Here is a 21,844-nt window from a genome sequence, read left to right on the forward strand (position 1 = left end):
GGAAGCAAAAAGCCCGGTCACAAGGACCGGGCTTTTCGCTTGAATTCACTGGTGGGGCGTGAGTGACTCGAACACTCGACCTACGGATTAAGAGTCCGCTGCTCTACCAACTGAGCTAACGCCCCAACGAAGACCAAAATTATGCAGGATTTTTCTGCCCTTGCCTAGCCCGATTTACGCGCCGACGCAAAAAAATCGCGAATCGCACCCTCTACGCCCCCAAACCCCGCCCAAAGCGGGCTCAGCCCTTAAAAACGCGCGCCCGGAATCGTCCCGGTATCATTTGCCACTCGCGCCGCGACACACGCAATGCATATCTCGAGTGCCCGAACAAGGACGAAAGATGGACGAAAGCGCAGTTCAGGACTTGCTCAACCGCGTGCTCGCGCCATGGGTGCGTTCACTCGGCCTCTCTCCGGTAAAGGCCGATGACGAAAGCGCGACGCTGCGCTTGCCGTTCTCCGGCGAATTGCGTCACAGCGGCGGCGTGATCTGCGGACAGGTTTTCATGGCGGCCGCCGATACCGCGATGGTCGTCGCCATTTCAGCCGCGCTCGGCGGCTTCAAGCCGATGACCACCGTGTCGCTCAACATCAGCTTCATGCGCGCCGTTCGCAAAGGCGATGTGCTGGTCACCGCGCGGGTGCTCAGGCTCGGTCGCAATCTCGCGTTCGGTGAAGTCGAACTCGTCGACGAAGACGGCAAAATAGCGGTCCACGCAACGACGACCTACGCGTTGCTCGATTGAAATCACGCACTCATCACCACGCACAATCAAACCGATGTTCGATCAAGTCGTATTCGCAGGCGGCGGCAACCGCTGTTGGTGGCAAGCCGGATTCTGGGACATCGTTCAACCTGAACTGAACCTTCGTCCGCGTGTGATCGCGGGCATTTCCGCAGGCGCGGCCACCGCGTGCATGCTGTACACGCGCGACGCCGAATGGGTAATGCGCTACTACGAGCACGCGCTGCGCAACAACACGAAAAACGCGTACTGGGGGAATCTGCTGCGTGGCGAGTCGGTGTTCCCTCACTACCGCATCTATCGGCAAGCGCTGCTCGACATCTATGGCGACCGGTTCGGCACACTCGCGCAAGCGCCTGAGATTCGCGTCGGCGTATCGCATCTGCCGCGCTGGCTCGGTGCGCGCAGCGCGGTCGCAGCCGGACTCATCGCGTACAACATCGAAAAATACCTGCGCAAGACCCTCCATCCGACGCTCGGTCAAACGCTCGGGTTTCATCCGGAGTTCGTGCGCGTGCAAGACTGCGCGACAGTCGAAGATCTGGCTGACCTGATTCTGCAATCGTCGTGCACGCCGCCGTTCACGCCGGTTTTGCGGCGCAATGGCCGTCCGGTGCTCGATGGCGGAATGGTCGACAACGTGCCGGTCGGCGCGCTCGATGCCACGCCCGGCGATGTGCTCGTGATGGTCACGCGTCTGTATCCGCGGCCGCAAATGTTCGTCGTGCCGCACGGCAACCAGCGACGCCTCTATGTGCAACCGTCGCGCAAGGTGCCGATTTCAAGCTGGGATTACACGAGCCCGTCGCAGATGCAGCACGCGTACAACCTCGGACGCGCGGATGGCGAGCAGTTTCTGCGACGCATGCCCGAATTGTTCGCAGCGGCAGCACACGATTGACTTTGTGCGCGCGATACGCAACGCCGCGCAAACACACGCATGCTTGCTCGCTCGCCTATCAGCTCGCGAGCGAGAGCGGCAATTGCGCGTATAGCGCGTGCTAATTCAGGCTTCGCGCGTCACTTACTTGCGCCGCACCAGCTGCAACGCTTCCGGATTCGCGACACTCGACGTGTCGCCCTGATCGAACGCCAGAATGTTCTTGAACGCCGCGCTGAAGTACAGCTCATAGCTTTCGCGCTCAACATAGCCGATGTGCGGCGAGCAGATCACGTTCTCCATCCGCAGCAGGCTATAGCCCTGCAGAATCGGCTCGCTTTCGTAGACGTCGATCGCGACCATCCCCGGCCTGTTGTGCGCAAGCGCGCCGACCAGCGCGTTTTCTTCGAGCAGTTCCGAGCGGCTCGTATTGACGAGCAGCGACGTCGGCTTCATTCGCATCAGATCTTCCTGCTTGACGATGCCGCGCGTGTCGTCATGCAGACGCAGATGCAGCGACAGCACATCGCTCTGCTCGAATAGCGCTTCGCGGCTTTCCGCGACGTTGTAGCCATCCGCCTTCGCTGCGTCGCGCGTATGCTCGCGGCCCCACACCAGCACGTTCATGCCGAACGCCTTGCCGTAACCGGCGACCAGCCGCCCGATTTTTCCGTAGCCCCAGATGCCGAGCGTCTGGCCGCGCAGCACTTGCCCTAAGCCAAAGTTCGGCGGCATCGCCGATGTCTTCAGGCCGGATTGCTGCCATGCACCCTGCTTCAGATTCGCGACGTACTGCGGAATGCGCCGCTGCGCAGCCATGATCAGCGCCCATGTCAGTTCGGCCGGCGCGATCGGCGAACCGACGCCCTCGAGCACCGCGATGCCACGCTCGGTACACGCATCGACGTCGATATGATTCGACACCTTGCCGGTCTGGCTGATCATGCGCAGATTCGGCAGCTTGTCGAGCAGCTGCGAATTGATGCGCGTGCGCTCACGAATCAGCACGAGCGCGTCGACTTCCGCGAGACGGCTCGCGAGCTGGCCGAGGCCACGCACCGTGTTGTTGAAGACCTTCACATCGTGGTCCGCGAGCAATTGGAAACATTCGAGTTTGCGGACAGCGTCCTGGTAATCGTCGAGGATGGCAATCTTCATGGCGTGAGTGTTTTGCGGCGCACCATCGGGGTGCGGAACGTAAACCGGGGCTTGCGTGTCCCACATGTGATGTAGAGAACACGCCGGGCTTGATAGATGCTTTACCGTACTGGTGCCGCCTTCGCCGGAACACACAGGGTTCGCCCGCATTGGCGCAGCACACGACGGAAAAACACAACTGACCTCGTTTTTAACAGTTTGTTGCATGTCCGCGCAAGCCGCTTTACACACCGTTTCACAGCGGCGTAGCAAGCGGCGATCAACGGTTGATCACGCGCGATGCAACAGGCTGACGGCCCTTTGCGACCTGCGAGTCGCATGTCGCGCGCGCGGCGCTCTCCCTGCGCTGCTTACGCGCCGATATTGCGCACGTGATCGGACACGGTGAAATGCGGTGTCGCTGGGCTTGTACCGTTTTCAATTACTTTTCTTAAAACGGAGACAGCTCGATGAATCATCCCGCGTTCAAGGCAGACCCGCTCACCGATATCGACGTGCAAGCGCCCGCGTGGGTCAAGAACCGAAAACTGATTGATTGGGTGCAGCGCATCGCTGCGTTGACGAAGCCCTCGCGCGTCGTGTGGTGCGATGGCTCGCAGCAGGAATACGACCGGCTGTGCGCGCAGATGGTCAAAGCGGGCATGCTGCGCAAGCTCGATGAATCGAAGCGGCCGAACTCGTATCTCGCCTGGTCCGATCCGTCGGATGTCGCGCGTGTCGAAGATCGCACATTCATCTGTTCGAAGCGTCGCGAAGACGCGGGCCCCACCAACAACTGGATCGAGCCCGCCGACATGCGCACGACGCTCGATGGCCTGTTCGATGGCGCGATGCGCGGCCGCACGATGTACGTGGTGCCGTTTTCGATGGGACCGCTCGGTTCGCCGATTGCGCACATCGGTGTCGAGCTGAGCGATAGCCCGTATGTGGTCACCAACATGCGCATCATGACGCGCATGGGACGCGAGGTGTACGACGTGCTCGGCACGGACGGCGAGTTCGTGCCGTGCGTGCACTCGGTCGGCAAGCCGCTCGCGCAAGGCGAACAGGATGTGCGCTGGCCTTGTAACGATACGAAGTACATCGTCCACTTCCCCGAAACGCGCGAGATCTGGAGCTACGGCTCCGGTTACGGCGGCAATGCATTGCTCGGCAAGAAATGTTTTGCATTGCGCATCGCATCGACGATGGGCCGCGACGAAGGCTGGCTCGCCGAACATATGCTGATTCTCGGCGTGACCTCGCCGCAAGGACGCAAGCACTATGTCGCGGCGGCGTTCCCGTCGGCGTGCGGCAAGACTAACTTCGCGATGCTGATCCCACCGGAAGGACTCGGTGGCTGGAAGATCTCCACCATCGGCGATGACATCGCATGGATCAAACCGGGCCGCGACGGGCGCCTGTATGCAATCAATCCGGAAGCCGGCTATTTCGGCGTCGCACCGGGCACCAGCGAGAAAACCAACTTCAACGCAATGGCGACGCTCAAGGAGAACGTCATTTTCACGAACGTTGCGCTGACCGACGACGGCGACGTCTGGTGGGAAGGGATGACCGACACGCCGCCCGCGCATCTGATCGACTGGCGGGGCAACGACTGGACGCCGGCCATCGCGAAGGAAACCGGCCGCAAGGCGGCACACCCGAATGCCCGATTCACCGCGCCGGCTGCGCAGTGCCCGTCGGTCGATGCGGATTGGGAGAATCCGGCCGGTGTGCCGATCGACGCGTTTGTCTTCGGCGGCCGTCGTTCGACGACGGTGCCGCTCGTCACGGAAGCCCGGGACTGGGTCGAGGGCGTCTACATGGCCGCGACGATGGGTTCCGAGACGACGGCGGCGGCAGCCGGACAGCAAGGCGTCGTGCGGCGCGATCCGTTCGCGATGCTGCCGTTCTGCGGCTACAACATGAGCGACTACTTCGGCCACTGGCTGAAGACCGGTGCGCGCCTCGCGAAGATGAATACGCCGATGCCGAAGATTTTCTGCGTGAACTGGTTCCGCAAGGGGCCGGACGGCAAATTCGTGTGGCCGGGCTTCGGGGAAAACATGCGCGTGCTGCAGTGGATGGTCGGGCGCATCGATGGAAGTGCCGATGGAGTCGAACATGCGTTCGGCGTGTCACCGCGATACGAGGATCTGGACTGGAGCGGGCTCGATTTCACCCGCGAACAGTTCGAACAGGTGATCTCGGTCGACGCCGACGCGTGGAAGGCCGAGCTCGCGCTGCACGCCGATCTGTTTGACACACTGCAACACGGCTTGCCCGCGGCGTTGAAGGACGCCCGCTCCGCGCTCGAACGCAAGCTCGCCGCCTAGCGTGCCGGCCTTCGATCCTTTCGAGTGCATGTCAGTCAATAAAGCCGCCTGCGGGCGGCTTCTCTTTTTGCGCGTACCGGCCTCGTTTGTTTTCTTTTTGCTTCCGTGGAACAAACTGGCCGCTGCCGCTGTTCACCTGTATACAGCAGGTTTGGCTGCATCGCAGCACATTGTTTCGGTTTGTGGAACAATTGACCACCCTGCATTCCGCTTACGAATAAGATGGTGCAAATTTTCATGAAAAATGCTCGAACTTGGGCAACTTCTGCACGTTTTCCCTAGTCGTAGGAGAATTCCAAATGTGCTTCCGGCCTCACCTTCGGATGGAAGCGGCAACACAGCAGGAGAGTCGTCAATGGATCATTTGCAGTCGATGAGAGTATTCGTCAGAGTGGCGGATCTCGGCAGTTTCGCCCGCGCGGCTAGCGCGATGGATATTTCGAACGCAGTCGCCACCCGTCACGTCGCGGATCTCGAAGGCCGTCTAGGCACCCGGTTGCTGAACCGCACGACCCGCAGCCTGTCGCTGACCGAGTCCGGCCAGGTCTATCTGGAGCGTGCGCGCCAGATTCTGGATGAGCTGGAAGACGTCGAGCAGATGGTCGTTGCGCGGAATCACGAGCCGGTTGGCACGCTACGCATTGTCGCGCCGGTCGTGTTCGGTCTGCACAATCTCGCGCCGGTGCTGCAATCCTATGCGGAACGCTACCCGAAAGTCATTCCGGATGTGACACTGGTCGACCGTCAGGTCGACCTGGTCGAAGAGGGTTTCGACGTCGGTGTCGTGATTGCGCGGAATCTGCGTAGTGCGAGCATCGTGACGCGGCGCCTGACCACCGGCTGCATGACGGTTTGCGCGACGCCTGCGTACCTGGAAAAGCACGGCATTCCGACGCGTCCGGAGCAACTGCTCGAGCATCCGTGTCTATCGCTGCCGTCCGAGTACTGGGGCGATGAGCGCGTGTTCACCGGCCCGGACGGCGAGGTGCGCGTGCGGCCGACTAACGTGATCGTCGCGAACAATACCGAAATGCTGCGCCAGTTCGCGCTGCTCGGTATGGGCATCGCGATTCTGCCGAGCTATCTGATTGGCCGCGATACGACGCGCGGCAAGCTCGTGCGGCTGCTCAGCGACTATCGGTTGCCGCAGGTCGAGATCAACATCGCTTATCCGAGCCGGCGTCACCTGCCGGCGAAGGTGCGGACGTTTATTGATCATCTCGTCGAGCACTTCAGCCAGACGCCGAACAGCCTGCTCGGCGAGCAGTGGATCAAGGACGGGCTGGAGCCGGTGCCGCTATCGTCGATGCATGACGCGGGAGCGACGGTCGTCCCCCCGGAGGCATTTGACGGTGCCGAGCCGCTGTCCGCTCTGCTCGATAGTGAGCTGGCGCCGAAGAAGCAGCCGCCGGGCGTGCATCATCGCCGAGGTCCGTTGCCGTCACGGCTGGTGCGATAAGGCCTGCTCGCCGCTGCAAAGCGAGGCGGCGGTGGGTGGTGCGACATGTTGTCGCACCCGGCGGGCATGGGTTTTGTAGGGAATTCGTAGGAAACAAAAAGCGCAGCCGGATTGCCGGCTGCGCTTTTTTGCGCGAGTGCAGAAGAATGTCTGCACGGTACGCGCCGCAAACACGCTCGCGCGTTCACGTGGACCGATCGCGTCGAGGGCACCACCGGTACCCGTCCCGCGGTGACCTCTGTGGCCGCGCTGTTACGATCCCGTCTTCCGCGCGGTCGATTTCGTTGCCGGCTTGGTCGCAGTTTTCTTCGCCGGGGCCTTTTTCGCCGCCGCTGCCTTGACCGCCGTACCCTTCGACGCCGTCTTTGCCGGCGGTTTTTCCGCAGTCAGCACATCGGTGTCCGCGGCCTCGTCGTTCGCGGCTTCGGCTGCACTGCCTCGCGCGGCGGCCGCCTTGCCGCCAGCCGATTTCGCGGCAGCCTTCGCCGAGGGTTCCTTCTTCTCAAACTCGAAGCCGATCTTGCCGTCGCTCTGTTTGACGAGGAACGCCTTGAAGTTCCGGCCGGTACGCGACGACTTGAAGTTGGTCAGCAGGTCGGTGCGGCCTGCTTCGAGCAGCTTCGCCATCTGCTCGCGCGCGATTTCCTGCTGCAGGATCACCTTGCCGGAACGGAAGTCGCAGGTTTTCGGATTCGCGACCGAGTTCTCGCACACATAGCTCATCCCGTGCTCGTACACGCGTGCGTGACACTTCGGACAGGCCCCAACCGGCTCCTGAGCCGAGAAGTCCGGTGCTTCGCCGTCTTCGCCGCCCTGGTCCTGACCGAAGTCGAACTCGAGCTTGTAGTTCTTGATCTCGTCATCGAACGAAAGCTTCAGAATGGCGGAGAACGGGCGGCCCATCTTGCTGCGGAATCCCGACAGCGGCCCGATTTCCTTCTTCTGTAGTAATTCTTCGACTTCCGGAATTTCGAATTGCCGGCCGCCGGGAATCTTCGAGATCGAAAATTCGCACTTCGTACAGGCAAAGCGCCGGTAGTTCTCTTTCACCTGACCGCCGCAATTCGGGCATGGCGTTTCGAGCGTCGCGTAGTCGCCCGGAATCGTGTCGGAGTCGTATTCCTTCGCGCGCTTGACGATGGTTTGCGTCATGCGGGCAATTTCCTGCATGAACGCGTCGCGGGGCAGATTGCCGCGTTCCATCTGCGACAGCTTGTATTCCCATTCGCCGGTCAGCTCGGGCGCGGTCAGTTCCTTCACATCGAGCCCGCGCAGCAGCGTCATCAACTGGAATGCCTTCGCGGTCGGAATCAGCTCGCGGCCTTCGCGGACCAGATACTTTTCGCCGAGCAGACCTTCGATGATCGCGGCTCGCGTAGCCGGCGTGCCCAAACCCTTCGCGGCCATTGCCTCGCGCAACTCGTCATCTTCGACGAGCTTGCCCGCGCCTTCCATCGCCGACAGCAGCGTCGCTTCGTTGTAACGAGCCGGCGGCTTCGTCACGAGTTGCTGCGCGGCGATCTTGTCGGTTTTTACCTTTTCGTCCTTCTGCACCGGGACAAGGTTCGCATCTTCGCCAGTCGATTCGCGGCCGTACACCTGCAACCAGCCCGGCTCAACCAGCACCTTGCCTTCGGTCTTGAAGTGATGGCCGACCACCTCGGTGATACGCGTCGTGACCTTGTATTCGGCGGCCGGGAAGAACACCGCGAGGAAGCGCTTGACGACGAGGTCGTACAACTTCTGCTCCGGTTCCGACAGCGACTTCGGCGCTTGCAGCGTCGGGATGATTGCGAAGTGATCGCTGATCTTCGAATTGTCGAAGATGCGCTTGTTCGGCTTCACCCAGCCCTTGTCGAGCACCTGCTTTGCGAACGGCAGATAGTTGTTGCTCTCCTTGAGCATGTCGAGCGTGCTCTTGACCGTCTCCAGATAGTCTTCGGGCAGCGCGCGCGCATCGGTACGCGGGTAGGTCAGCACCTTGTGTCGTTCGTACAGCGCCTGCGCGAGCCCGAGCGTGTTCTTCGCCGAAAAGCCGAAGCGGCCGTTGGCCTCGCGCTGCAGGCTGGTCAGGTCGAACAAGGCCGGCGAAAGCTGCGTCGACGGTTTCGATTCCTCACTGACGGTGCCGATTTGTCCGCGACACGCGGCGACGATCGTTTCCGCCGCCGGCAGACTCCACAGCCGCGAATCGCGCTTTTCCGGATCGAACTCGTCGCGCTTGAACTTCGGGTCGTACCAGCGGCCTTCATAGAAACCGGACGCGCAGACGAACTCCGCCTTCACTTCCCAGTAATCGCGCGGCACGAAGCGGCGAATTTTCTCTTCGCGCTCGACGACAATCGACAACGTCGGCGTTTGCACCCGGCCGACCGTGGTCAGGAAGAAGCCGCCGCCCTTGCTGTTGAACGCGGTCATCGCGCGCGTGCCGTTGATGCCGACCAGCCAGTCGGCTTCCGAGCGGCAGCGCGCGGCGTCGGCGAGCGGCTGCATGTCGTGGTCGCTGCGCAGATGCGCAAAGCCATCGCGGATCGCGGCGGGTGTCATCGATTGCAGCCACAGGCGCTGCACCGGCTGCTTCGCTTTCGCGTACTGCGTGATCAGGCGGAAAATCAGCTCGCCTTCGCGTCCCGCGTCACATGCGTTGATCAGCTGGTCGATGTCCTTGCGCTTGAGCAGTTTCGTCAGAACTTTGAGCCGCGACTCGCTTTTTGCGATCGGGTTGAGGTCGAAATGCGGCGGAATGACTGGCAGATTAGCGAAGCTCCATTTGCCCCGCTTCACTTCGAATTCCTCGGGTGCGGCGATTTCGACCAGATGGCCGACCGCCGACGAGACGACGTAGTCGTCACTCTCGAAATACTCGTCATGCTTGGTAAAGCCGCCCAAAGCGCGCGCGATGTCGTTCGCGACGGAAGGCTTTTCGGCGATGATCAGTGCTTTGGACATGACTTTTGTGAGTGGTGATTTCGGGTGTCACCGGCGCGGATCGCGTCCTTACCTGACGCTCGTTCGCTTTCCGGTTGCGCACCTGAGTGCTGTACCTGGGTTACGTACCTATTAACGACCGCTTTATAGCACATGCCGCCGTAGCGGCAACCGACGCGGAAAAGCGGCCCATCTTAATTGCGTGCCCGTGCATTCAGCAAGCGTGGCACAACCGGCTCCGGATTATTTCGCAATTCGCATGCCGGTCAACAGTGTCGGCGAACTCGCCGACACGTTGGATAAATGTCACACCGCTGCGAGCGCCGGCCTTAGTTTCGGCGCACCGGTCACGCCCGGCAGCGCAGTCAAATCGACCAGCATGCGTTCGACAATCCCCGGTTGCGGCAGCACGGTGCCGAAGAAGCGGGTTGTCACTGCATCTTCGATCAGAATGGTCGGGAAATTCTCCACGTCAAGGTCGTCGAAGCGATCCGCGTGCGTTTCGATGTCGATCCATGCAAAACAGATTTCCGGATGCCGGTCTGCGATTGCGTCGAATGCCTGCTGGTATTCCCGACAGGTTCCGCACCACTGTGCGCACAGACACGCAACGAATAGCGTGTCGCGATCGTTGACGCGCTCTGCAATTCGGTCCGGGTCGGTGTCGAGATTCAGCGCGGGCATGGAAATTCCTTGAGACTCGTTTTTCGTAAGCGATTTGGCGCGAATGTAGCACGGCGCGTCACCGGCGGTGACCGGCGCGGACGTAGCGACCCCCGTGCAGCGCGGTCAGGTGGCCCGATAGTTCGAGCTGCAGCAGCGCGCCCTGGAGCGCCGTTGTGTCCATTTCGGTGCGTGCGGCGAGGATTTCAAGCGTCGCGGGCGCATGGCCGAGCGCGTCGAGCAGCCGTTGGGCGTCGGGCGGCAATGCGCCAGGGGCTGCGTCGTTCTGCGACAACAGCGGTAGCTGGGTGCCGGCTATGACGGTTTTATCGGACGGCGGTAACGCCGGTGCGCCCAGCTCCTCGAGGACGTCCTCTGGCGTTTCGATAAGCTTTGCGCCCTGCTTGATCATGCGGTGGCACCCGCGCGACAGCGGGGCGTGAATCGAGCCGGGCAGCGCGAAGACATCCCGCCCCATTTCATTTGCCAGCCGCGCGGTGATCAGCGAACCGGACCGCATTGCCGCCTCGACGATCAGTACGCCATTGACCAGCCCCGCGATCAGGCGATTGCGCTGCGGGAAGTGCGCGGGACGCGCGGGCGTGCCAAGCGGCCATTCGGACAGAATCGCACCGGTCGCGGCAATGTCCCGCGCCAGTCCGTGGTGCGTAGACGGATAGACGATATCGGCGCCCGTTCCGACGACGGCGATCGTCCCGGCCCGGCCAGCCAGCGCGCCGCGATGCGCGGCCGCATCGATGCCGAGCGCGAGTCCTGAAACGACGACCACGCCCGCCTCGGAAAACACGCGGGAAAATCGCTGCGCGTCTTCCGCGCCTTGCGGCGTCGCGTTGCGGCTGCCGACCACCGCGACGCTGCACGCGTGCAGTGGCGCAAGGCATCCTTTTACATATAGCAACGGCGGCGGATCGGACATCGTCAGCAGCATTGGCGGATAAGCCGGGTCGTCGAGCGTGAGCAAGGTGTTGCCCGGCGTGTCGCGCCACGCGAGCACCGCGTCAAGCTGCATCGCGAAATCCGCGCCGGGCGTGCCGAGTATCGCGCGGGCGGATGCTTCGCCCGTCACGAGCGCAAGCGATTCGAACGGTTGATCGAGTACCGCGTCGGGCAGGCCAAAGTGATTGAGCAACATGCGCAGTGCGGCGGGTTTCAGGCCGGGCGCCATCGTCAGCCGCAGCCATGCGGCGACTTCCCGATCGGTTTTCGCTATGGATTGCATTGAAACGTCAAACCTCCAGCGCGGCACCCGCGAGCGGTCGCCATGCTAAAATTTTCATGATCCGAAATGAATGTCGACCTAAAACACACGGTGACGCTGCGGGTTCGCGCATGAACCCGTCGATTCGGGCCGCAATGCGTCCCTCTCGCGTGCCTCTCGTGCCCTTCGTACGTTGAATCGAAAGGCTTCTGTCGCTATCTATCCTGTGCGCATGCCGCCAGGCTGACAAGCTGGCCGAACGGCCAATTGCGCGACTTTCGCGTCCGTGGCGGCGCGCTTCACTGAACCTGATGACCATGGCTTTACTGAACATCCTCAATTACCCGGACAAGCGCTTGCACAAGGTTGCGAAGCCGGTCGCGGCGGTCGACGACCGCATCCGCAAGCTGGTCGCCGACATGGCCGAAACGATGTATGCGGCGCCCGGCGTTGGCCTCGCGGCCACGCAGGTCGACGTGCACGAGCGCGTGATCGTGATCGACGTGTCGGATACCCACGACGAACTGCGCGTGTTCATCAACCCGGAAATCATCTGGTCGAGCAACGAGAAGAAGGTCTCCGAGGAAGGCTGCCTGTCGGTGCCGGGTATCTACGACAACGTCGAGCGTGCCGAAAAAGTGCGCGTACGCGCGCTCAACGAAAAGGGCGAGACCTACGAGGTCGACTGCGAAGATCTGCTTGCTGTTTGCATCCAGCACGAGATGGATCACCTGATGGGGCGCGTGTTCGTCGAATATCTGTCGTCGCTGAAGCAAACACGCATCAAGAGCAAGATGAAGAAGCTCGCGCACGCGATGTGACGTGCTGGATGAGCGTTGTTAGTTTTGCCGTTGCTTCATCACGGTTTTTGTCGCTTCGCACTAGACGTTTCTGCTCATGAGTCATTCGTTGCGCGTTATTTTTGCCGGCACGCCCGAGTTCGCGGCGGCCGCACTGGCCGCGATTCATCAGGCGGGGTTTGCGGTGCCGCTCGTGCTGACGCAACCCGACCGGCCTGCCGGACGCGGCATGAAACTGCAGGCGAGCCCGGTCAAGCGGTACGCGCAGGAGCATGGCCTCGCGGTTGCGCAGCCGCCGTCGCTGCGCCGTAATGGCAAGTTCCCCGCTGAAGCCGCGGCGGCGATCGATCTGCTGCGCGCGACACCGCACGACGTGATGGTGGTTGCGGCCTACGGGCTGTTGTTGCCGCAGGAAGTGCTCGACATCCCGCCGCGCGGCTGCATCAATATTCACGCTTCGCTTTTGCCGCGCTGGCGCGGCGCCGCGCCGATCCACCGCGCAATCGAAGCCGGCGATACGGAAACCGGCATCACGCTGATGCAGATGGACGCGGGCCTCGACACGGGCCCGATGATCGTCGACACGCGCACGCCGATTCGCGAGGACGACACCACCGCGACCTTGCATGACCGGCTTGCCGCGGCAGGCGCGCACCTGATTGTCGACGCGCTGGCGACGCTCGAGCGCGATGGCAGGCTGCCTTCTACGCCACAGCCGGCAGACGCCACGACCTACGCGGAAAAGATCGGCAAGCAGGAAGCGGTACTCGATTGGCGGCGTGCAGCCGTCGAACTCGCGCGCCAGGTGCGCGCGTTCGATCCGTTCCCGGGTGGCGCGGCGACACTCGACGGCACGCAGCTGAAGATCTGGTCCGCAAGTGCGGTTCCGGCATCGCGCGCCGCGCAGCCTGGCACGATCATCGACGTCAGCGCGGATGGCGTGGTCGTCGCGTGCGGCGACGGTGCGCTGCGCGTGACGCAACTGCAAAAGCCAGGCGGCAAGCGCTTACCCGCGCCCGAATTTCTGGCCGGTTCGACGCTCGCGGTCGGCCAGCGCTTTGAGCAACCAGGCAAACAGCCAAGCCCAGCGCGGTGAATCCGGGCGAACCGCCAGGCACGTAGCGCGGCAAACAATAACAGCCGGCGAACGCGATTGCCATCGTCCGTTCGGCCGACTCCCTTGGTCGCTTTGCCGCGCGTTAGAATCGTCGATGCAAATGCATCCACTTTCGAGACCTTCATGTTCGGCATTACCCACTTCGGATTTTTTCTCGTCGCCGTCTTTCTGCTGAATGTCACGCCGGGTCCCGATACCGCGTACATCGTCGGTCGCAGCGTCGCGCAAGGGCGCTCCGCGGGGCTGATGTCCGCGCTGGGTATTTCCGCCGGCTGCTGCGTGCATTCGCTTGCGTGTGCATTTGGCCTGACCGCTGTGCTCGCCGCATCGGCCACCGCATTCACGGTGATCAAGTTCGTTGGCGCGATCTATCTGATTTACCTCGGTGTGCGGCTGGTCTTTACTAAAACTGAGCGCAACGCGTCCGACACTGCCAGCGCGCAGCAGCAGCGCATGCCGGGCGCGCAGAAGTCGATGCGGCAGCTGTTTCTGCAAGGGTTCTGGACCAACGTGCTGAACCCGAAGGTCGTGCTGTTCTTCGTGTCGTTTTTCCCGCAGTTCGTGAGCACCGGCACCGACCATAAAGCGTTGGCGTTTCTCGCACTCGGCGTCGTATTCGTGTTGATGAGCACCGTGTGGAACGGCTTCGTCGCATGGGTCGCCGGTAGCGTCACACGCCGCTTTTCCGGCAAGCCCGGCGTGAAAAAGTGGCTCGACCGCGTGGTTGGCGGCGCGTTCGTCGGGCTAGGCCTAAAGCTGGCGACTGCGGCGCGCTGATTGAATTTTTCCGGTATGCCCATATCTAACAATTAGCTTACAATCACTCGCCGTTCCTGACGGCGTGACACAGGGTTTCCGGGCAAGGAGTACTGGATATGTTCAACTGGGTTAAAACCGCGATGTTGATGGCCGCGATCACGGGCCTTTTCATCGTGATCGGCGGCATGATCGGCGGGCAACGCGGGATGATGATCGCGTTGCTGCTCGCGCTCGGCATGAACTTCTTTTCCTATTGGTTCTCGGACAAGATGGTTCTGCGCATGTACAACGCGCACGAGGTGGACGAAACCAGCGCGCCGCAGTTCTACCGGATGGTGCGTGACCTCGCGACGCGAGCGAATCTGCCGATGCCGCGCGTCTACCTGATCGACGAAGATCAGCCCAACGCGTTTGCGACCGGGCGGAACCCCGAGCACGCGGCGGTCGCCGCGACCACCGGCATTCTGCGCGTGCTTTCGGAGCGGGAAATGCGCGGCGTCATGGCGCATGAACTGGCGCACGTGAAGCACCGCGACATTCTGATCTCGACCATCTCAGCGACGATGGCCGGCGCGATTTCCGCGCTGGCGAACTTCGCGATGTTCTTTGGCGGCCGTGACGAAAATGGCCGGCCTGCGAATCCGATCGCGAGTATCGCGGTCGCGCTGCTTGCGCCTATTGCGGGCGCGATGATCCAGATGGCAATATCACGCGCCCGTGAATTCGAAGCGGACCGCGGAGGCGCGCAGATTTCCGGCGACCCGCAAGCGCTGGCGGTGGCGCTCGACAAGATCCATCGCTACGCGAGCGGCATTCCGTTCCCGACGGCGGAGGCGCATCCGTCCACCGCACAGATGATGATCATGAATCCATTGTCGGGTGGCGGTATCGCTAGCCTGTTTTCGACCCATCCATCCACCGAGGAGCGTATTGCGCGCCTGATGGAAATGTCGCGGACGGGGCGATTCGACTAAGCGCAAATCCGCGTAGTGCGGCGGCGCTGCGATGCGGGCGTGAAAAACGGGCGAGTCTGAGCGGACTCGCCCGTTTTGTGTTTTTGTATGGGACGCGCGCGTTATCGTCACCGGCAAGAGGCAAGCGGAAAGCAGTGAGTCAGCAAGCGGTAAGCTAGAATTCAACCACGCGCACGACCCGAAACCACCACCGGAACCCGCCCACAGCGGTCAACCGGCACTGTTGCTGATCATGCACACGCTCAGCGCCGCAGGTCTGCCCAATATCCGCGCCACGCTACAATGTGCCGTTTAGATTGCACGCACTTCCTGTGCCCGCCCTGTCCCTTTTCATGACCCGAAAGCCGTCCCCACGCGCCGCCGCACCGTCGACGCGCGCTCGCGAATCCCGCCTTGCCACGCCGCAACTTGCTCCGGAGTCGCTCGGCTTCGCGCTCGATTGCGCGGCCCAGGCGGTCGGCTCGGTGCGCCTTGGCGCCGCGTTGCCCGCGGCGCTCGCTACGGTATTCGCATCGCTGCCCGAAGGCAGCGCAGCCGCGGCACACGGCGCGGTGCAGGACATCGCGTACCGGACAATGCGGCGTCTTGGCCTGGCCGAGTGGCTAGTCGCGAAGCTGATCCACAAGGCGCCGCCGCCGCACGTCGCGCATCTGCTTGCGTGCGCGTTCGCGCTGCTGATCGATGACGAATCCGCCGCCGCCTACACGCCGTTCACCGTCGTCGACCAGGCCGTCGACGCGGTTGGCGCGCGCCGCGAATTTGCATTCGCGAAGGGCTTGACCAACGCGGTGCTGCGCAACTTCCTGCGCGAGCGCGATGCGCTGATCGCCGAGTCGCAGCGTGACGAAGTGGCGCGCTGGAACTACCCGCGCTGGTGGATCGAAGCGGTGCGCCAGGCATGGCCCGACGCATGGCAGCGCATTCTCGAAGCGGGCAACACGCAAGGCCCATTGACGCTGCGCGTGAATATCCGCCGGTCAAGCGTCGACGACTATCTGCAAACGTTGCGCGATCATCAGATTGCCGCGACCCAGGTCGGCTCGCAGGCCGTTCGCCTCGACGCGCCGATGCCCGTCGACCGCATTCCCGGCTTCCGCGATGGCGTCGTCTCCGTGCAGGACGCCGGCGCGCAACTCGCCGCGCAATCGCTTGCCGTGCGCAACGGCATGCGCGTGCTCGATGCGTGCGCGGCGCCCGGCGGCAAGACCGGTCACCTGCTCGAACTGGCGGATCTCGATCTCGTCGCGCTGGAAAGCGACCGCTCACGTGCGCAACGCATCGGTGAAAACCTGCGGCGCCTGGGTCTCGACGCGGATGTTCGTATCGGCGACGCGGGCAATCCATCCGCGTGGCACGACCCAGCCGAACCGCTGTTCGACCGCATCCTCGCCGATGTGCCGTGTTCCGCATCGGGCATCGTGCGTCGCCATCCGGACATTCGCTGGCTGCGTCGCGCGGCCGATATCCCCGCGCTCGTCGCCGAGCAGCGGCGCATCCTTGCCGCATTGTGGCCGCTCGTGAAACCAGGCGGCGAATTGCTGTACGTCACCTGCTCGATCCTGCCCGATGAAGGCGAGATGCAGGCACTGTGGTTTGAAAGCAACCATCAGGATGCGGTACGATTGGACGCGCCGGGGCAGCTGCTGCCCGCAGTCGCTCGCGCGCCCGCCGATACATCGGCCGGTTCTCGTGCCGGAGGGACCACCGGCTCGAACCCAGACCACGACGGATTTTTCTACGCGCGCTTTCAGAAACGGTGATCACCCAACGCCTTTTTCCGCTACGGCTCGCGGTCGCGCTCTGGCTGGCGCTGGTCCTTTGCTTGACCGCGGCCGGCCCGGCGCGCGCAGATTCGATCTCGGTTCAGCGCGCGTCGCTGCAGTCGGACGGCAATGGGTGGAGCCTCGACGCGCGGTTCGAGTTCGAACTGAACAGCAACCTCGAGGAAGCAGTCAATAAAGGCATTCCGCTTTACTTCACGACCGACTTCGAGCTGAGCCGCCCGCGCTGGTACTGGTTCGACGAGCAGCCGGTCAGTGTGTCGCAGAGCATTCGCCTGTCGTTCCAGCCGCTCACGCGCGAATACCGCGTATCGACAGGTGGCCTGCAACTCGGTTTCAGTTCGCTGAACGAGGCGCTTTCCGTGATCAAGCACGTGACGTCATGGCATGTGATCGACCGCAACCAGGTTCGTGTGGGGGAGACCTACACCGCATCGGTGCGTATGCAGCTCGATATCGCACTGATGCCCAAGCCATTCCAGATCGACGCGGTCAATAACCGCGACTGGAATCTTGCTTCCGACTGGAAGCGTTTTACCTTCACGGTGAGCGATCGTGCTAAATAGAGTGCGCCGCGCCACCAGTGTCAGCAGCATCGTCGTGCGTTTGCTGGTGTCGACGGTGGCGGTCACGGCCGTCCTGTTGCTCGTGCTGCTTGCAGCGGCGAGCGCAAATACGGAGTTCTTCGACCGCTATTACCAGTGGCTCTATACGGCCAATATCGCGGTCGCGCTGATCTTCATGGTGATCGTCGCGGTGCTGGTCGTCGTGATCATCTCGCGCTTGCGAAAGGGCAAGTTCGGCACGCGGCTGCTCGCGAAGCTGGCGTTCTTCTTCGCGCTGGTCGGCGTCGTGCCGGGCGGCATTATCTACATCGTGTCGTATCAGTTCGTGTCGCGCAGTATCGAATCGTGGTTCGATGTGAACGTCGAGACGGCGCTGACGTCGGGCCTCGCGCTAGGACGCGGGATGCTCGACGCGTCGCTGTCCGATCTGCAGACGAAGGGCCGGCTGATGGCCGAGCAGCTTGCGAATGCCGATTCGGCCGGCACCACGCTTACGCTGTTGCGCTTGCGCGATCAGTTCGGCGTGCAGGACGCGACCATCGTCGAGCCGGTGCGCAGCATGTCGGGCGCGTCGCCTGAAATGCACGTGGTTGCGCAGGCAACGGGTAACTACGCCTCGCTGGTGCCCAGCGATCTGCCGACGCCGCTGATGATCGAACAGGCGCGCGGCCGCGGTTTCGCGGCGATCGAAGGCGAAGTGGATGGCGACCCGCATGCGCAGGGCAGCAAGGGCGTTTTGCGTTTGCGCATCGTGCAACGTATTCCGGATGCCAATGCATCGCAGCTGCAACCGGCCGACCGCTTCCTGCAGCTCACGCAACCGGTGTCGGCGTCGCTCGCGCGCAATGCGGATGCGGTGCAGCGCGCGTACCGGGAGTATCAGGAGAAGGCGCTTGGGCGTACCGGTTTGCGCAAGATGTACATCGGCACGCTGACGCTCGCGCTGTTCCTCGCGACCTTCATCGCGATGATGCTTGCGCTCGCGCTCGGCAACCAGCTCGCGCGGCCGCTGTTCCTGCTTGCGCAGGGCACGAAGGAAGTGACCGAAGGTGACTACACGCCCAAGCGCGAGATCAAGTCGCGCGACGAACTCGGCTTCCTGACGCAGTCGTTCAACGCGATGACGCGGCAGCTGTCCGAAGCACGCGCGGCGGTCGAAAACAACCGGATCGCGCTCGAACATTCGAAGACGTACCTCGAAAGCATTCTGGCGAACCTGACCGCCGGCGTGTTCGTGTTCGACCGGCAGTTCAGGCTGACCACCGCCAACCGCGGCGCCGAGCGTATCTTCCGCCAGCCGTTCCAGATGGTGCTCGGTTCGCCACTTGACCGGATCTCCGTGCTGAGCGAATTCGGCGCGATGATTCGCAAGGCCTTCGCCGATCGCGAGGCGGCAGGCGGCGATGACCAGCACGATGACGGCCACTGGCAGCAGCAGTTCTCGATCCAGGTGCCGGGCGAATCCGACCCGTTGACCTTGCTCGTGCGCGGCGCGCGTTTGTTATCCGCGACGACGTCGGGGGGGGAAGCCAACGATCCGCAAACGTCCGGCTACGTGGTCGTGTTCGACGATATCTCCGACGTGATCTCCGCGCAGCGTTCGATCGCGTGGGGCGAAGTCGCGCGGCGTCTCGCGCACGAGATCAAGAACCCGCTGACGCCCATTCAGCTATCCGCCGAGCGACTGCAAATGAAACTCGCCGACAAGCTCACACCGCACGACGCAGACGTGTTGAAGCGCGGCGCGACGACCATCGTGAACCAGGTTGCGGCGATGAAGCAGATGGTCGACGATTTCCGCGATTACGCGCGCACGCCGCCCGCGGTGTTGTCCAATTTGCAGCTTAATGAACTCGTAAGCGAAGTGCTGACGCTGTACGGCATCGAGGAAGGCAAGAGCGCGATTAGCGTCGAAATGGCCGACTTGCCGGTGATCCGTGGCGATGCAACGCAGCTTCGCCAGGTGATCCACAACCTGCTGCAGAATGCGCAGGACGCGGTGTCGGAAGTCGAGCATCCGCGTGTAGCGCTCGAGACGCGGACAGTAGAATATGGCGACGCCGACGCGGACGGCAAAACCCGAATCGCGGTACGACTCACGATATCGGACAATGGCCCGGGCTTCCCCGCGCGCATCCTGACGCGCGCGTTCGAACCTTATGTGACGACCAAAGCCAAAGGTACTGGGCTGGGACTGGCGATGGTCAAGAAGATCGTCGACGAACACGGCGCGCGCATCGACATCCGCAATCGTCTAAGGGCAGGCGACGTGATCGAAGGCGCGCAGATCTCGATTCTTTTTCTTCAACTCGCAGACAATGCGGCGCCTGGTGATGGACCTCATGCAGGAGCATCGACCGGGTCGCAGACGGCGCGCCACGGCGCGTCGCAGGGAACGACAAAAGCAACAGTGCAGACAAGGGCAGCGTAAATGGCAACCATCCTGGTGGTAGATGATGAAATGGGCATCCGGGAACTGCTCTCGGAGATCCTCAGCGACGAAGGGCATCTGGTCGAAGTCGCGGAAAACGCGCAGGACGCGCGCGAATTCCGGCAGCGCGCGGCGCCCGATCTGGTGCTGCTCGACATCTGGATGCCTGACACCGATGGCGTCACATTGCTGAAAGAATGGGCGGCGCAAGGGCAACTGACGATGCCGGTCATCATGATGTCGGGCCATGCGACGATCGACACCGCTGTCGAAGCGACGAAGATCGGCGCACTGAACTTCCTCGAAAAGCCGATTGCATTGCAGAAGCTGCTGAAGGCCGTCGAACAAGGGCTCGCCCGCGGCAGTTCGACACCCGCGGCGGGCGGTGCAGCGGCAAAGCCGGCGTTGCCGGCGAATGCATCGACGGTCGCATCGGCTGCCGCATTGCCGATGCTTGCGGCCGATAACGTGGGCGTGGGCACATTGCCTGCGCAGACCACGTCGATTTCATTCGACATTCCGTTGCGCGACGCGCGCGATGCGTTCGAGCGCGCGTACTTCGAATATCACCTCGCGCGTGAGGGCGGCAGCATGACGCGGGTCGCTGAAAAGACCGGGCTCGAGCGCACGCACCTGTACCGCAAGCTCAAGCAGCTGGGTGTGGATCTCGGCAAGAACAAGAGCGAATGAGCGCTGTGTCGCCGCGGTTCACACGAGCGGATGTCTCGCCGTTTCTCACGCAGCACGTTACGCCACCCTCCGCGCACCGTACGTGGTCCGACAATTTTCACGGAGGGGCTTGAGGCAGGCGGCATGCTTTGCTATACTCTCGCTTCTTCGTTGGCCCGGTAGCTCAGTTGGTAGAGCAGCGGATTGAAAATCCGCGTGTCGGTGGTTCGATTCCGCCCCAGGCCACCAGGATTCGGCCCCAGGACATCGCAAGATTCCTGGGGCTTTTTCCTATCTTGCGGCCGAGTTGCAGCGCGATCGGGTCCGCGAGCCATGCAGGCGCCATCGGCAGAGCCCGGTACCGCATGATAAAATCTCAAGAATTCAAGGGCTTGCACTGTCCGGTCGCAAGCCCTTTTGTGTTTCGGGGCCGTGATTCCAGGTCGTGTTTCCGGGCTGCTGTATTTCGGGCCGCCGGTCAGCGGCATCGGTCACGCCCGCTTGGCGTCGCGACATGCATGCCTATACTGCATGAGCCGGTCATCAGCGCCGGCGCGATCATAACCCTATGAGTGACCCTTTGAGCCTTCACGGAGTATCACGGTGACTCGCAAAGATGCGAAGCGCAGCGCGCTGGTGCTGTTTTCCGGCGGCCAGGACTCGGCCACGTGTGTCGCATGGGCGCTCGATCGGTATGAAACGGTCGAAACGCTCGGCTTCGATTACGGGCAGCGGCACCGTGTCGAACTCGAGTGTCGCGGCAGCTTTCGCAGCGCAATTGCCGGTGCGTTTCCCGAATGGGCCGCGCGACTCGGTGAAGACCATCTGATCGATCTGTCGGTGCTCGGCTCGATTAGCGACACTGCGATGACGCGCGAAATCGAAATCGAGACCGCGGCGAGCGGTCTGCCGAACACGTTCGTGCCGGGCCGCAACCTGATGTTTATGACGATCGCCGCGGCGATCGCTTATCGGCGCGGTTTGCAGGTGCTGGTCGGCGGCATGTGTGAGACGGACTTCTCCGGCTATCCCGATTGCCGCGACGATACGTTGAAGGCGCTGCAGGTTGCATTGAATCTCGGCATGGATAGCCGCTTTGTCGTCGAAACACCGTTGATGTGGCTCGACAAGGCCGATACGTGGCGTCTTGCGCATCAGCTTGGTGGCGACGCGCTGGTCGATCTGGTGCGCGTCGAGACGCACACGTGCTACGTCGGCGAGCGTGCTGAACTGCACGACTGGGGCTACGGTTGCGGCGAATGTCCTGCGTGCCGTTTGCGCAAGCGCGGCTACGAAGCGTATCTGACCGGCGAGCAGGTCAGCGAGCCGGTGTAAGACCGCGACGAGTCGCCGACTCGCGCGGCAACAGACCGG

At 62.5% G+C, this 21,844-nt stretch carries 17 protein-coding genes and 2 tRNA genes; 14 read left to right on the forward strand and 5 right to left on the reverse strand.

What is annotated here, in order from left to right:
* Window positions 1-49 precede the first annotated feature (49 nt).
* A tRNA-Lys gene (locus BX592_RS14755) sits at window positions 50-125 on the reverse strand.
* A gap of 218 nt (window positions 126-343) precedes the next feature.
* On the opposite strand from BX592_RS14755, the gene BX592_RS14760 reads away from it, so the two are divergent.
* Together BX592_RS14760 and BX592_RS14765 are read left to right on the forward strand one after the other, a co-directional pair.
* Entirely contained in the window at window positions 344-748 is a 405-nt protein-coding gene (locus tag BX592_RS14760) for a PaaI family thioesterase (RefSeq protein WP_134192565.1), read from the forward strand.
* Between the two features lie 34 nt (window positions 749-782).
* A complete protein-coding gene (locus BX592_RS14765; RefSeq protein ID WP_134192567.1) occupies window positions 783-1,649 on the forward strand; it encodes a patatin-like phospholipase family protein in 867 nt (288 codons plus the stop codon).
* A 123-nt stretch (window positions 1,650-1,772) separates the two neighbouring features.
* Here BX592_RS14765 and BX592_RS14770 read toward each other — a convergent pair whose 3' ends face one another.
* Window positions 1,773-2,786, reverse strand: a complete 1,014-nt coding sequence (locus BX592_RS14770) for a D-2-hydroxyacid dehydrogenase family protein (RefSeq protein ID WP_134192569.1) — start codon at window positions 2,784-2,786, stop codon at window positions 1,773-1,775.
* Window positions 2,787-3,235: 449 nt separating this feature from the next.
* Between BX592_RS14770 and BX592_RS14775 the strand changes: the two genes are divergently transcribed.
* Together BX592_RS14775 and BX592_RS14780 are read left to right on the forward strand one after the other, a co-directional pair.
* Complete coding sequence (locus BX592_RS14775) at window positions 3,236-5,104, forward strand: phosphoenolpyruvate carboxykinase (GTP) (protein ID WP_134192571.1); 1,869 nt, start codon at window positions 3,236-3,238, stop codon at window positions 5,102-5,104.
* A gap of 355 nt (window positions 5,105-5,459) precedes the next feature.
* On the forward strand, window positions 5,460-6,563 hold the full coding sequence (locus BX592_RS14780) for a LysR family transcriptional regulator (protein ID WP_134192573.1): 1,104 nt from the start codon (window positions 5,460-5,462) through the stop codon (window positions 6,561-6,563).
* 252 nt (window positions 6,564-6,815) lie between these two features.
* Here BX592_RS14780 and BX592_RS14785 read toward each other — a convergent pair whose 3' ends face one another.
* The 3 genes from BX592_RS14785 to dprA form a co-directional block, all read right to left on the reverse strand.
* Window positions 6,816-9,512: a DNA topoisomerase III gene (locus BX592_RS14785; protein ID WP_134192575.1), complete on the reverse strand. Its 2,697-nt coding sequence runs from the start codon at window positions 9,510-9,512 to the stop codon at window positions 6,816-6,818.
* A 285-nt stretch (window positions 9,513-9,797) separates the two neighbouring features.
* The gene (locus BX592_RS14790) at window positions 9,798-10,175 is read right to left on the reverse strand and encodes a thioredoxin family protein (RefSeq protein ID WP_134192577.1); all 378 of its coding nucleotides are present in this window, start codon (window positions 10,173-10,175) and stop codon (window positions 9,798-9,800) included.
* 58 nt (window positions 10,176-10,233) lie between these two features.
* Window positions 10,234-11,394, reverse strand: a complete 1,161-nt coding sequence (gene dprA / locus BX592_RS14795) for a DNA-processing protein DprA (RefSeq protein WP_134192579.1) — start codon at window positions 11,392-11,394, stop codon at window positions 10,234-10,236.
* 296 nt (window positions 11,395-11,690) lie between these two features.
* On the opposite strand from dprA, the gene def reads away from it, so the two are divergent.
* From def to queC, 10 genes are all read left to right on the forward strand, one after another.
* Window positions 11,691-12,194: a peptide deformylase gene (gene def, locus BX592_RS14800; RefSeq protein ID WP_134192581.1), complete on the forward strand. Its 504-nt coding sequence runs from the start codon at window positions 11,691-11,693 to the stop codon at window positions 12,192-12,194.
* A 76-nt stretch (window positions 12,195-12,270) separates the two neighbouring features.
* On the forward strand, window positions 12,271-13,269 hold the full coding sequence (fmt, locus tag BX592_RS14805) for a methionyl-tRNA formyltransferase (protein ID WP_134192582.1): 999 nt from the start codon (window positions 12,271-12,273) through the stop codon (window positions 13,267-13,269).
* 144 nt (window positions 13,270-13,413) lie between these two features.
* Window positions 13,414-14,067 carry a LysE family translocator gene (locus tag BX592_RS14810; protein ID WP_134192583.1) on the forward strand — a complete coding sequence of 218 codons (654 nt, stop codon included), beginning with the start codon at window positions 13,414-13,416 and terminating at the stop codon, window positions 14,065-14,067.
* 98 nt (window positions 14,068-14,165) lie between these two features.
* On the forward strand, window positions 14,166-15,023 hold the full coding sequence (htpX, locus tag BX592_RS14815) for a zinc metalloprotease HtpX (RefSeq protein ID WP_134192584.1): 858 nt from the start codon (window positions 14,166-14,168) through the stop codon (window positions 15,021-15,023).
* 332 nt (window positions 15,024-15,355) lie between these two features.
* On the forward strand, window positions 15,356-16,783 hold the full coding sequence (gene rsmB / locus BX592_RS14820; RefSeq protein ID WP_134192585.1) for a 16S rRNA (cytosine(967)-C(5))-methyltransferase RsmB: 1,428 nt from the start codon (window positions 15,356-15,358) through the stop codon (window positions 16,781-16,783).
* Entirely contained in the window at window positions 16,780-17,370 is a 591-nt protein-coding gene (locus BX592_RS14825; protein ID WP_134192586.1) for a DUF4390 domain-containing protein, read from the forward strand. Before rsmB ends, BX592_RS14825 begins: the two co-directional genes overlap by 4 nt.
* Window positions 17,360-19,801, forward strand: a complete 2,442-nt coding sequence (locus BX592_RS14830) for a sensor histidine kinase (RefSeq protein WP_134192587.1) — start codon at window positions 17,360-17,362, stop codon at window positions 19,799-19,801. The genes BX592_RS14825 and BX592_RS14830 overlap by 11 nt, the downstream gene beginning before the upstream one ends.
* Window positions 19,802-20,491 (forward strand): response regulator transcription factor EsaR, encoded by a 690-nt coding sequence (gene esaR, locus BX592_RS14835; RefSeq protein ID WP_134192588.1) that lies wholly within the window; start codon window positions 19,802-19,804, stop codon window positions 20,489-20,491. It begins immediately after the preceding gene.
* A 152-nt stretch (window positions 20,492-20,643) separates the two neighbouring features.
* Window positions 20,644-20,719 (forward strand) — tRNA-Phe (locus BX592_RS14840).
* 354 nt (window positions 20,720-21,073) lie between these two features.
* Complete coding sequence (queC, locus tag BX592_RS14845; protein WP_134192589.1) at window positions 21,074-21,805, forward strand: 7-cyano-7-deazaguanine synthase QueC; 732 nt, start codon at window positions 21,074-21,076, stop codon at window positions 21,803-21,805.
* The last annotated feature ends 39 nt before the right edge of the window (window positions 21,806-21,844 follow it).

The sequence above is a fragment of the Paraburkholderia rhizosphaerae genome, assembly GCF_004366595.1.
Lineage (GTDB): Bacteria > Pseudomonadota > Gammaproteobacteria > Burkholderiales > Burkholderiaceae > Paraburkholderia > Paraburkholderia rhizosphaerae.